The organism is Streptomyces shenzhenensis, assembly GCF_021462265.1.
Classification (GTDB): Bacteria; Actinomycetota; Actinomycetes; order Streptomycetales; family Streptomycetaceae; genus Streptomyces; species Streptomyces shenzhenensis.
Window position 1 is genome coordinate 107,659 of sequence record NZ_JAJONF010000030.1, and the last position, 11,795, is coordinate 119,453.

The window sequence follows — 11,795 nt, forward strand, 5'->3', positions numbered from 1 at the left end:
AGCTACGGGTACAGCCCTGCCCCGGTGCCGTCACCGGGGCAGGGCCGCTTCGTCGGCGGGGCGGTCAGAAACCGCGGTCGCGCGTCACAGGAGCACCACCGAGCGCAGGACGTCACCGTGGTGCATGCGCTCGAAGGCCTTCTCGACCTCGTCCAGGGCGATGGTCTCGGTGACGAACGCGTCCAGGTCCAGGCGGCCCTGGAGATGGAGATCGATGAGCATGGGGAAGTCGCGGGAGGGCAGACAGTCCCCGTACCAGGACGACTTGAGGGCGCCGCCGCGGCCGAAGACGTCCAGCAGCGGCAGTTCCAGCTTCATCTCGGGGGTCGGCACGCCGACCAGCACCACGGTGCCCGCGAGGTCGCGGGCGTAGAAGGCCTGCCGGTAGGTCTCGGGGCGGCCGACCGCCTCGATGACGACGTCGGCGCCGAAGCCGCCGGTCAGTTCGCGCACCGCCGCGACGGCGTCGGTCTCCTTGGAGTTGACCGTGTGGGTGGCGCCGAGACCGCGGGCCGTCTCCAGCTTGCGGTCGTCGATGTCGACGGCGATGACGCGCGCCGCGCCGGCCAGGTTCGAGCCGAGGACGGCGGCCGCGCCGACGCCTCCGCAGCCGATCACGGCGACGCTGTCGCCGCGGCCGACGCCGCCGGTGTTGAGGGCGGCGCCGATGCCCGCCATCACCCCGCAGCCCAGCAGGCCGGCGACCGCCGGGGAGACGGCGGGGTCGACCTTGGTGCACTGCCCGGCCGCCACCAGCGTCTTCTCGGCGAAGGCGCCGATCCCGAGGGCGGGCGAGAGCTCGGTGCCGTCGGCCAGGGTCATCTTCTGCCTGGCGTTGTGCGTGTTGAAGCAGTACCAGGGCCGCCCGCGCCGGCAGGCCCGGCACTGGCCGCACACGGCACGCCAGTTGAGGACCACGAAGTCACCGGGCGCCACGTCGGTGACCCCGTCGCCGACCGCCTCGACGACCCCCGCCGCCTCGTGCCCCAGCAGGAACGGGAAGTCGTCGCTGATCCCGCCGTCGCGGTAGTGCAGATCGGTGTGGCAGACCCCGCAGGCCTCGATCCTGACCAGCGCCTCCCCCGGACCGGGGTCGGGCACGACGATGGTCTCCAGGCTGACAGGGGCGCCCTTGCTCCGCGCGACGACGGCACGGACCTGCTGGGACATGGCCACTCCTCGGCTGCAGAGGTGGGCAAGATGTTGCCCTATACGGCACGCATCTCGCGTTTCGCAACACAGCATCGCGGAGGCCGCAGCAGGGGTCAAGGATCCGTCAGCAGGACCGCACACCGCGACCGCGACGCCTGAGCCGTCGGGTGCCCGAGGGAGCAGGTGCCGGCCCGGGTGCCCGGCGACGTCCTGCGGGCCCGGTGACGCGGTTGCCTGGGAGTGATTGGGCCAGGCTCACCGGGCGCCGGGTGGCTAGGCTCGGAGCATGTTGGAGAGCAACAACCTCGGAGCGATGCTGCGTCAGTGGCGCGATCGAACGACGCCTGGACAGGCAGGCGTTCAGAGCATCGGCCGCCGCCGGGTTCCCGGCCTCAGGCGCGAGGAGCTGGGGCGACTGGCAGGGGTTTCAGCCGACTACATCAAGCGCCTGGAGCAGGGCCAGGGCCATCCGTCCCGGGAGGTCCTGGAAGCACTTGCCCGGGCTCTGCGGCTGGGCCGCGAAGACTACGAGTACTTCTGCGTGCTCGCCGGCTACTCCCTGACTGGTGACGGCTACGTGCCGCAGCACATCGGTGGCGGCGCCCAGCGCCTGCTCGACCGGCTGACCGACGTTCCTGTGTGTGTCTGCGACGCGGCCTGGACGGTGATCGCATGGAACAACGTCTGGGGCTCCGTGATGGGTTGCGGGCCGGGGCCCGGCGCAGGACGTGACCGGAACGTGGCCTGGCGCCTGTTCGTCGGCACACCCGGCTCGATTTTCCGTTCCGCCGGACGGACAGCCCGCTTCGAGTCCACCGTCGTCGCCGATCTGCGCAGAGCGGTCGTCCGCTATCCGGCGGACGCGCGCCTGAGCAGTCTGGTGGGCGACCTCATCGCCGCCAGCAGCCGCTTCCGCTCACTGTGGGAAGGGCGGGCCGATGCGCCGGTCCGTGAGGAGCGCGTTTCGGTCCATCACCCTGACATGGGCGACATCGTGGTCGACTGCGACACGCTGTCCGTCGATGACGGCGACCTGCGCTTCATCCTCTTCACCGCGGAACCCGGCTCGGCCCAGGCCCGGCGCCTGGCCCTGGCAGGAACCGTACAGGCCCTTCCCCGGTCGGCACACGAACCGACCGACTGACATTCGCCGCCCACGGCGGGCCCCGGCGACACCCACCGATCTGCAGGAGATGCAATCCCTCGTGTCCATTGACGCTGTCGACATGCGCCCGGCGGGCGTGGAACCCGTAGCGCGCGCGGTCGCTCTCGCCACCACGCTCGCGGAGCACGCCGCCGAGACCGAGCAGTCCGGCCGCCTGGCGCCCGCCTCCGTGGCAGCCGTGCGGGAGGCTGGGCTGCTCGCGCTGACAGTACCCCGCGAACTCGGTGGTCTCGGTGCCGATCTGCGCACTCTGGCGCAGGTGGCCATGGCTCTGGGGGCGGCCTGCCCTTCCACCGCATGGGTGACGTCCTTGTCGTGCTTCTCTAAGAAGTCGGTCGGCGCCGGTCTGCGTGGTCCGGTCCGTTCGGCCTACTTCGCCGACCCTCACGCGCTGGTGTGCGCCACCGCGGTCGCCGAGGGGCATGGCAGGCAGAGCGCGGACGGCCTGCGGCTGTCGGGGCGCTGGCGGATGGCGTCCGGGTGCGAGGACGCGGCATGGGCCTTCCTCATCGTGCCCGTCCTGCGCCAGGACACTCCGGCAGGGGTGGGCACCGCCCTGGTGCCGGTAGGAGACCTGGTTGTCGAGCGGTCGTGGCGCAGTGCCGGGCTGGCGGGCACGGGAAGCCACACGCTCCTCGCCGAGGACGTCGTGGTGCCGCCCGAGTACACGACGTCACCTGCTGACCGGCGCACGCCTCCGCCCGCCGTCGTCACGGTCGGCGCTGTGGTGGCGCACCTTGCTCCCATGATCGGCGCGGCCCACGGTGCGCTCGCCGTACTTCAGGGGGTGCTGGCCGGCACGCGGGCCCCGTCGCAGACCACCTACTCCCGGCTCGTGGACTCGCCCTTGGCCCGGCACCGCTTCGGCCAGGCCAGCCACCTGATCGACACCGCGACCCGGCGCGTCCTCGATGTCGCCGGACAACTGGACGCGACGGATCCCGCACACCCCGTGCCGAGCCTGGAACGCGCACAGCTGCGCATGCGACTGGTTTCCGCAGCCGCGGAATGCCGACAGGCCGTGGAGTGGCTGCTCGACCTGCACGGCGCCGGCGGCTTCGACCCCGGCAACCCCCTGCAGCGTTTCTGGCGGGACGTGTCCGTGGGGACGCGCTATGCCGGGCTCAACCCCTATGTCACCGAGGAGGACCACGACCGTCTTCTGCTCGGCATCGAGCCCCCCGTCTCCCTGGCGCTCTGAGAGGGCATTTGCGGCGGACGTCCTCGGTGAGCGTTTCGATTCGCTGCACGCCGACAGGTCGTCACCTTCGGCGAACCGGCGGGCACCGGGCCCTTCGGTCCGGAACAGCGCACAGGCACCGCACGCGGCCCGCCGAGGACACGGAGAGGGCGGACCCGATCCCCGTCTCGGCACCCGGCTCGCGCAGCACCGGGGGACGCGGTACGGCGCGCGGGGCGGGACCGTCCGGGCCGGGCGGTCACTTCCCGGCCGACGCGCGCCCCGCGGAGGACGGCCGGTCGTCGTCCGCGCCGGGCACGACGACCAGGAAGGCGTCCGTGCTCAGATCCATCACCACGGTCGCCCGCCCGCCTTCGGCGCGGCACCTCGCCGCGTACTCCTCGGCCGGCCACGAGCCCCGGGGAGCCCCGGCGGGAAATCGCTCCAGCACCTTCGCACCCATAGCGGTCGTGCACCTCCCGCAGTCGGTTTTCGCCTTGTCATGGTGCGGCTGCCCGGGATCGACACGGACATGCCGGAAGCGCCGGACGACGCGGACCGCGGAGCCGTCCCGTGAACGACGTCCCGGTCGTCCTGCTCTCCGCCGACCCGTGCCCGCATGGCTGAGCGTGCCCGGGGAGCACCGAGAACTACACATAAAGAAGAAATAAGAGCAGAATGTCATCTAGCGGTGTATACCGCACGCACCAGACGCGGTCAGGCCTGTAAGTCAAAGGAGACGAGTCATGGCCAACGTCTCGCACGGCAGAAGTGACATAACCAGCCACCCCGATGTCTCCGAGATGCGGGAGCGCTACGCCCGCATGCTCGGCGGCCGTGATGTGGCGCTCGTGGACGGGCCGGTGTTCCTGCTCGGCCTGTACTGCGCGGCGTCCCCGTGGATCGTCCACTACACGGCGAGCCAGCCCGCACTCATGACCCACAACCTGATCATGGGCATAGCGATAGGCCTGCTGGCACTGGGCTTCACCAGGGCACCGGAGCGCATGTACGGCCTGAGCTGGGCCATGTGCGCCATGGGCATCTGGATGATCATCGCCCCCTGGGTGGTCGGCACCAGCCCTGACGCGGGCGTCATCATCAACAACGTCGTCATCGGCGCGCTGGCCCTCTGCCTCGGGCTGGTGTGCGCCGCCTCGGCTGCCAAGCGGACGCCGGCGACCTAGAGCAACCGCGCATCCCCTGGAAGGGAGGACGCGGGGCCGGTCCGATGACGGCGGACCGGCCCCGCCGCGCGCCCGCTCAGCGGCCGGGGACCGGCCGGGGCTCCCGCGGGACCGGGCCGCGCTGATCGGACCGGCGGCCTCCAGGACGGCCGGGCGCCGGGCCACCGCCTGCTGCCGGGCCGTCGCGACGCGCCCGCACGGCTCGGACGGCGTCCTGCAGGCAGGTGCTCGCATGTCCACGCCGGCCGCCCGTCCCGTGCGGTCAGGGAGCCGTGCCGAACGAGATCCACACGTCCGGCGGCAGCTCCGGCAGGCCCGGCACCGGCCTGGGCTCCTCCGTCCAGGCGTCGCCCGCGACCTCGGCCGCGACCCGCCGCCAGAAGGCGACGGCGCCCGGGTTCTCGTACTGGAAGGCGATCTCCCAGCGGCCCGGATGACGGGTGAGGACCTCGCTGGCGGCGGTCAGCCCGATGCCCGCGCGCCGCGCGCCGCGGGTCACGAAGAAGCTGTTGAGCACCCGCACCGGTGCGCCCAGCGCCCGGACGAACGCGAAGCCGACCGGGTGCTCGCCCCGCACGAAGAGGTAGGCCGCCCAGTCGGGTGAGGAGAAGGCGTCCTCGACGCGCTCGCTGCGGAACGAGCCGTCGGGCCCCGGCAGGAGTCCGCGGAACTCGGACAGGTCGTGGCGGAACATCAGCCACAGACGATCGACGACGGGGCGGTCCCCGGGAACGGCGGGGCGGACTACGACGTCCGCTTCGATGAGTTCGGTCATGAAAAAAGCCTCATCCGGCGGGAGTTGCCCGCGCCGGATGAGGCTGACGTGTACTGGTGACACTACACCACGGCCGGCTCCTCCGGCGTCAGATACTCCTCCCCGATCTCCTTCACCCCGAACGGCCACACCTTCTCCAGCCGCGCCCAGACCAGGAACGCCACGCAGCCGAGGGCGAGCCAGGCCAGGGACCACTCGATGGGGTGGCGGCCCGGGGAGTTCCGGTCGGCGTAGCCGTAGATCACGCACCAGCCGGCGAAGGCGACGATGCTCGGCAGCGGGTAGAGCCACATGCGGTACGGCCGCTTCAGCGCCGGCTGCCGGCGGCGCAGCACCGTGAGCGCCACGATCTGGGCCAGCGCCTGGACGATCACCATCACGGTGGTGAGCAGCTGGATCAGGGTCGCCAGGTCGGTGTGGCGGCCGATCAGGAAGCCGATCGCGGTGATCACGCCCATGGTCGCGAGACCCAGCGTCGGGAACCGGTGCTTCGGGTGCAGTTTCCCGTAGGGGCGGAAGAAGACGCGGTCGCGGGCCGCGTCGTAGGGCACCCGGGAGCCGCCGAGCAGGCCGGTGAAGACCGAGGCGAAGGCCGTGATCAGGATCAGCACGGTGACCGTGTCGGCGGCTCCCCTGCCCCAGGTCTTCTCCAGGACCGCCGAGGCGACCGAGGTCGAGGCGATGTCGTCCGGGTGCGTCATGCGGTGCCAGTCGATGACGCCGAGCGTGCCGATCTGGAGCAGCAGGTAGATCGCCATGATGCCGAGGATCGAGAAGATGACGGAGCGCGGCAGGACGCGGCCGGGGTCCTTGATCTCGGCGCCCATGTAGGCGGTCGTGTTGTAGCCGAGGTAGTCGTAGATGCCGATGGTCAGGCCCGCGGCGAAGCCGAGCCAGAAGTGGTCGCTCGTCAGGTCGAAGGCGTGGGCCGGGTAGGTGAAGGCCAGATGCGGGCTGAAGTCGCTCGCCGCGGCGACGATCACCAGCAGCACCGAGGCGATCATCACCGTCCACATGACGGCGGTGATCCTGGCGATGTGCTCGATGCCGCGCCAGAGCAGGAGCACCACCAGGGCGATGACGCCGAGCCCGATCAGGTCGCCGGAGGTCTGGCCGAGGCCGGGAGCGAGGTAGCCCAGGTACTGGACGAAGCCGACCACGCCCGTGGACATGATCAGCGGGATGAAGAGCATCGCCGTCCACACGAACAGGAACGGCACGAGGCGTCCGGTGCGGTACTGGAAGGCCTGGCGCAGATAGACGTAACTGCCGCCGGAGCCGGGCATCGCGGCACCCAGTTCGGCCCAGACGAGGCCGTCGCAGAGGGCGAGCACCGCGCCCGCGACGAAACCGGTGACCGCCTGCGGGCCGCCGAACGCGGCGACCATCAGCGGAATGGTCACGAACGGACCGATGCCGCACATCTGGCTCATGTTGATGGCGGTGGCCTGGAACAGCCCGACACGGCGGACGAAACCGCCGGCCGGTGGCGCACTGCCCGGGACGACGGGACTACCGGGACCTGCAGACATGGGGGCTCCTGGGCGAGACACGGGGAGGCGGGCGAGGCGGGTAGGACGGGCGGACGCCGACTCGGCGGGATGGCCGATAAAGTTAAGGAGCCTTACTAGATGCGTCAAGTATGCGTCGGGAATCGGTGAGAATGGTGCGATGGCCGCCAGCGACGTCGTAGAGGAGCAGGAGCAGCCCTGGAGCCGGCAGCGACTGCGCAGCACCAACGAGCGGCTGCTGCTGGACCGGCTGCGCCTGCTCGGTTCCGCCTCCCGCGCCCAACTGGCCCGTCAGACGGGCCTGTCGAAGCCGACGGTGTCCAGCGCGCTCGCGGCGCTCAGCTCGGCGGGGCTGGTGCACGAGGTCGGCACCCATGTGCCGGAGCGCGGCCGCACCGCCGTGCTGTACGCGCCCGATCCGGCGGCCGGCCACGCGCTCGGCATCGACGTGGGCCGGAGCTGGCTGCGGGTGGCGGTCGCCGATCTCGACGGCACCCTGGTCGCCCGCTCCGACGTGCGCAACCGTGCCCGGGGTTCGGACGCGATGGCCGACCTGCTGGTCGCCACCGCCCGTCAGGTCGTCGCCGACTCGGGGGTGGATCCGGCCGAGGTGGTGCACGGAGTGGTGGGCACCCCGGGCGTGTACGACGAACGGCAGCGGCGGGTGCGGTACGCGATGCATCTGCCCGGATGGGGCCGCGCGGGCCTCCTCGACCGGATGCGCGAGGAGCTGGGCGTCCCGCTGGAGGTGCACAACGACGCCAACCTGGCCGCCCTCGGCGAGTACACCTACGGCGTCGGGGCGGGCAGCCGGCTCTTCGCGTACATCATGATCGGCACCGGGCTCGGGATGGGCGTGGTCAGCGAGGGGCGTCTGTTCACCGGGGCGCACGGGCTGGCCGGGGAGATCGGCTTCCTGCCCTGGCCGGGGCGGCGACGGGGGCCCGAGCGACTGGAGGACGCGGTGTCGGGGGTGGCCGTGGCCGAGACGGCGCGGCGGCTGGGGATGAGCGGGCAGCTCACCGCGAAGTCCGTGTTCGACGCGGCACGCCAGGGCGATCCGGCCGCGGTGGAGGCGGTACGCCTGGAGGGCGAGCGGATCGCCCACACGGTGGCGGCGGCCGCGGCCGTGCTCGACCCCGACCTGGTGGTGCTCGGCGGCGGTGTCGGCCACAGCGTCGACCTGCTGCTGCGCCCCGTGCGGGAGCATCTGCGCACCCTCACACCGCTGCGCCCGAAGCTGGCACCCAGCCGGCTCGGCGAGGACGCGGTGCTGCTCGGCGCGGTGGCCACGGCCCTGGGCACCGCCCGTGACCAGGTGTTCCAGCGCAGGTCGGACGCTTCCTGACAGCGGCGGCGCCCACGCGCGCGGGCGCCACGGTGATTGACACCACCTGCACGGCACCCTAGCTTGAGGCGAGTTAGTAAAGTTTCCTAACTTTACGAGCCTGGAGACCACAGTGTTCCCTCGCCGTGCCCCCGGACACCGCCTCGCCACGGCCGCCGTGGCCCTGGGACTGCTCTGTTCACTCAACACCAGCGCCTGGGCCGGGGCCCGCGACCCGGCCCACGGGCCCGCCCGGATCACCCGTGTGCCGTCCGCCGCCGGGTCCGCGACCCCGCTGTCGGGCTACGCGATCCGGTCGACGGCCGACGTGCGCGACTCCGCGTCGGCGGTCTCCTCCCCCGGCTACCCGGCACAGGGCTGGTATCCGGCCGGGCCCCGCTCCACGGTCCTGGCCGCGCTGCTCGCCGACGGCGTCCATCCCGACCCGTTCGTCTCCACCAACCAGCAGAAGATTCCCAAGGCGCCCTTCCAGGTGCCCTGGTGGTACCGCAGCGACTTCTCGGTGGCCGACCCCGCACAGCGCACCTACCTGGACTTCAGCGGTGTGATCTCGGCGGCCGACGTGTACGTGAACGGCCGGAAGGTCGCGTCCACCGCCGACGTCACCGGCGCCTACACCCGACACGAACTGGACGTCACCTCGCTGGTGAGGGCCGGCACGAACACGGTCGCCTTCCGGATCCGGCCCAACGACCCGGACAAGAACCTCACCATGGGCTGGATCGACTGGCTCCAGCCGCCGCCCGACCAGAACATGGGCATCGTCCGGGACGTCCTGGTCCGGCGCGGCGGCCCGGTCGCGCTGCGCGACGCGCACGTGGTGACGAAACTCGCGGTGCCGTCGCTGGCGACGGCCGACCTGACGGTGAAGGCGCGGGCCCGCAACGACTCGGACACCCCGGTCACCGCCCAGGTCTCCGGCACGGTGGCGGGAGTGCCCGTCGCCCGGTCGGTCCGGCTCGCCGCCCACCAGACCAGGACCGTCACCTTCACCCCGGCCGACACCCCAGGCCTGCACCTCACCTCCCCGAGGGTGTGGTGGCCGGCGGGCATGGGCGGCCAGCCGCTCTACGGCCTCGACCTCACCGCTTCCGTCGCCGGCACGAAGTCCGACACCGCGCACCATCGCTTCGGCGTCCGTGACGTCCGGGCACCGCTGAACTCCGACGGCGCCCGCCAGTACGCGGTCAACGGCCGCCGGCTGCTGGTCAAGGGCGGCGGCTGGTCACCCGACGAGTTCCTGCGCTGGGACCGCACCTATACCGAGGACCGCCTCAAGTACGCCCTCGACCTCGGCCTCAACGCCATCCGGCTGGAAGGTCACATCGAGCCCGACGAGTTCTTCGACCTCGCCGACCGCTACGGCATCCTCACCCTCCCGGGCTGGGAGTGCTGCGACAAGTGGGAGGGCCAGGTCAACGGCGCCGGCGAGCGCGGCGAGAAGTGGACGGCCGCCGACTACCCGGTCGCCCAGGCCTCGATGGCCGCCGAGGCCGCCCGGCTGCGCGACCACCCGAGCGTGGTCTCCTTCCTGATCGGCAGCGACTTCGCCCCCGACGCGAAGATCGAGAAGTTGTACCTGGACGCCCTGAAGGCCGCCGACTGGTCGGTCCCGGTGGTCCCCGCCGCCTCCGACAACTCCACACCGCAGCTGGGCAGTTCGGGCATGAAGATGACCGGCCCGTACGACTGGGTCCCGCCGGGCTACTGGTACGCCAAGCGTGAGGGCGGCGCCACCGGCTTCAACTCCGAGACCAGCGCGGGCCCGGACATCCCCACCCTCGACACCCTGCGCCGGATGATGACACCCGCCGAGCTCGGCACCCTCTGGCAGAACCCGGGCATCCGCCAGTACCACCGTTCCCCTTCCCCCGTCTTCGGCACGCTGAAGATCTACGACGAGGCCCTCACCGGCCGGTACGGCGCCCCGAGGAGCCTCACCGACTACGTCCGCAAGGCGCAGCTCGCCCAGTACGAGAACGTCCGCGCCCAGTACGAGGCGTACGGGCGCAACGCCACGGACTCCTCGAAGCCGTCGACCGGGGTCGTCTACTGGATGTTCAACAGCGGCTGGACGTCCCTGCACTGGCAGCTGACGGACCGTTATCTCGACCAGGGCGGCGCCTACTTCGGTGCGAAGAAGGCGGGCGAACCCCTGCACGTCCAGTACTCGTACGACGACCGCTCGGTGGTCGTGGTGAACCAGCGGCACGCCCCGGCTTCCCGGCTCACCGCCCGGGTCACCTTGTTCAACCCCGACGGCACCCAGAAGTACGACCGGACCGCCACCGGGATCACGGTCAGGGGCGACGGCGCGCACAGCACCGCGCTCACGGTGCCGGCGTCGGTGACCGGGCTGTCGTCCACCTATCTGGCGCGGCTGGTCCTCACCGACGCCGACGGCCTGGAGGTGAGCCGCAACGTCTACTGGCTCTCCACCAGGCCCGACACCCTCGACTGGGCGAACACCGACTGGTATCACACACCGACCACCGGCCACGCGGACCTGACCGGGCTCTCCTCGATGGCCCAGGTCCCGGTCACGGCGACGGCGTCGACGACGGACGTCCACGGCACGTCGACCACCACGGTCACCGTCCGCAACACGGGCACGGGAAGGACCCCGGCCCTGCTGACCGACGTCCACCTGGTCGACGCGCACGGCAGGCCGGTGCTGCCCGTGCGCTGGTCGGACAACGAGGTCAGCCTGTGGCCGGGCGAGTCGGCGACCCTGACCGCCACCTTCCGGACGGCGGATCTGCACGGCTCCGCGCCCCGGGTGCGGGTCTCCGGCTGGAACGCCGAGGAGCGGACGTTCCAGGCGCGTTGAGGCAAGCCGCGACAAGCGGGGCGGGGCCCGGCCGCGAGGGCCGGGCCCCGGGCCCTCAACTGACGTTGAGGGCGGTGTCGTCGAGGACGAACGACGTCTGCAGGGTGGAGCCCTCGGTGCCGGTGAACTTGAGTGTCACGGTCTGTCCGGCGTAGCTCGCGAGGCTGAAGCTGCGCTGGGTGTAGCCGCTGGCGGCGTTGAGGTTGGAGTAGGTCGCCAGGGTGCTCAGCACGGTGCCGGAGCTGTTGAGGACCTGGACCTTGAGGGTGTCGTACGCGGTGCTGGTCGAGGTCTCCGCCGTGTCGACGTGCAGGTAGAAGCTCAGGGCGGCGGCGGTGCAGCCGGACGGGATGGTCACCGGCTGGGAGAGCGTGTCGGTGGTGGCCGTCCCGTAGCCGTCCAGCCAGGCGTAGTACGAGCCGGTACGGGCGGACTCGCTGCTGGAGTTGGTGATGACGCCGCTGGAGGCGCTCCAGGTGGTGTTGCCCGACTCGAAGCCGTTGTTGCCGAGGAGCTGGGCGGAGGTGCAGGTGCCGGACCCGCCGCCACCGCCGCCGCTGCTGCCGCCGCTGGAGGCGCCGGTGAGCCAGGCGGTGGCGTTGAGGGCGAGGGCGGCGTTGGTGGCGCCGCTGTCGTTCCAGCCGTCA

At 71.6% G+C, this 11,795-nt stretch carries 9 protein-coding genes and 1 pseudogene; 5 read left to right on the top strand and 5 right to left on the bottom strand.

From position 1 onward, the window contains the following. Positions 1–84: 84 nt before the first annotated feature. Positions 85–1,170 carry an S-(hydroxymethyl)mycothiol dehydrogenase gene (locus LQ326_RS31545; RefSeq protein WP_234542456.1) on the bottom strand — a complete coding sequence of 362 codons (1,086 nt, stop codon included), beginning with the start codon at positions 1,168–1,170 and terminating at the stop codon, positions 85–87. 268 nt (positions 1,171–1,438) lie between these two features. On the opposite strand from LQ326_RS31545, the gene LQ326_RS31550 reads away from it, so the two are divergent. Next, positions 1,439–2,296: a helix-turn-helix domain-containing protein gene (locus tag LQ326_RS31550; RefSeq protein WP_234542457.1), complete on the top strand. Its 858-nt coding sequence runs from the start codon at positions 1,439–1,441 to the stop codon at positions 2,294–2,296. 61 nt (positions 2,297–2,357) lie between these two features. Further along, positions 2,358–3,518: an acyl-CoA dehydrogenase family protein gene (locus LQ326_RS31555; protein ID WP_234542458.1), complete on the top strand. Its 1,161-nt coding sequence runs from the start codon at positions 2,358–2,360 to the stop codon at positions 3,516–3,518. A gap of 238 nt (positions 3,519–3,756) precedes the next feature. Here LQ326_RS31555 and LQ326_RS31560 read toward each other — a convergent pair whose 3' ends face one another. Next, entirely contained in the window at positions 3,757–3,960 is a 204-nt protein-coding gene (locus LQ326_RS31560; protein WP_234542459.1) for a DUF8839 family protein, read from the bottom strand. A 283-nt stretch (positions 3,961–4,243) separates the two neighbouring features. Here LQ326_RS31560 and LQ326_RS31565 point away from each other — a divergent pair, with 283 nt between their 5' ends. Next, positions 4,244–4,684 (top strand): SPW repeat protein, encoded by a 441-nt coding sequence (locus LQ326_RS31565; protein WP_234542460.1) that lies wholly within the window; start codon positions 4,244–4,246, stop codon positions 4,682–4,684. A gap of 262 nt (positions 4,685–4,946) precedes the next feature. Here LQ326_RS31565 and LQ326_RS31570 read toward each other — a convergent pair whose 3' ends face one another. Both LQ326_RS31570 and LQ326_RS31575 read right to left on the bottom strand, forming a co-directional pair. Beyond that, complete coding sequence (locus tag LQ326_RS31570; protein WP_234542461.1) at positions 4,947–5,459, bottom strand: GNAT family N-acetyltransferase; 513 nt, start codon at positions 5,457–5,459, stop codon at positions 4,947–4,949. A 62-nt stretch (positions 5,460–5,521) separates the two neighbouring features. Further along, positions 5,522–6,991: an APC family permease gene (locus tag LQ326_RS31575; RefSeq protein ID WP_234542462.1), complete on the bottom strand. Its 1,470-nt coding sequence runs from the start codon at positions 6,989–6,991 to the stop codon at positions 5,522–5,524. A 139-nt stretch (positions 6,992–7,130) separates the two neighbouring features. Between LQ326_RS31575 and LQ326_RS31580 the strand changes: the two genes are divergently transcribed. Both LQ326_RS31580 and LQ326_RS31585 read left to right on the top strand, forming a co-directional pair. Then, the gene (locus LQ326_RS31580) at positions 7,131–8,318 is read left to right on the top strand and encodes an ROK family protein (RefSeq protein ID WP_234542463.1); all 1,188 of its coding nucleotides are present in this window, start codon (positions 7,131–7,133) and stop codon (positions 8,316–8,318) included. Positions 8,319–8,430: 112 nt separating this feature from the next. Further along, the gene (locus LQ326_RS31585) at positions 8,431–11,148 is read left to right on the top strand and encodes a glycoside hydrolase family 2 protein (protein ID WP_234542464.1); all 2,718 of its coding nucleotides are present in this window, start codon (positions 8,431–8,433) and stop codon (positions 11,146–11,148) included. A gap of 55 nt (positions 11,149–11,203) precedes the next feature. Here LQ326_RS31585 and LQ326_RS31590 read toward each other — a convergent pair. Then, positions 11,204–11,795, bottom strand: a pseudogene (locus tag LQ326_RS31590) (immune inhibitor A); the annotation flags it as partial.

What these genes read in the sequence shown, in the direction of transcription:
- LQ326_RS31580 (WP_234542463.1), top strand. Translation starts at nt 7,131, where the DNA reads ATGGCCGCCAGCGACGTCGTAGAGGAGCAGGAGCAGCCCTGGAGCCGG.
- LQ326_RS31550 (WP_234542457.1), top strand. Translation starts at nt 1,439, where the DNA reads ATGTTGGAGAGCAACAACCTCGGAGCGATGCTGCGTCAGTGGCGCGAT.
- LQ326_RS31570 (WP_234542461.1), bottom strand. Translation starts at nt 5,459, where the DNA reads ATGACCGAACTCATCGAAGCGGACGTCGTAGTCCGCCCCGCCGTTCCC.
- LQ326_RS31575 (WP_234542462.1), bottom strand. Translation starts at nt 6,991, where the DNA reads ATGTCTGCAGGTCCCGGTAGTCCCGTCGTCCCGGGCAGTGCGCCACCG.
- LQ326_RS31565 (WP_234542460.1), top strand. Translation starts at nt 4,244, where the DNA reads ATGGCCAACGTCTCGCACGGCAGAAGTGACATAACCAGCCACCCCGAT.
- LQ326_RS31560 (WP_234542459.1), bottom strand. Translation starts at nt 3,960, where the DNA reads ATGGGTGCGAAGGTGCTGGAGCGATTTCCCGCCGGGGCTCCCCGGGGC.
- LQ326_RS31545 (WP_234542456.1), bottom strand. Translation starts at nt 1,170, where the DNA reads ATGTCCCAGCAGGTCCGTGCCGTCGTCGCGCGGAGCAAGGGCGCCCCT.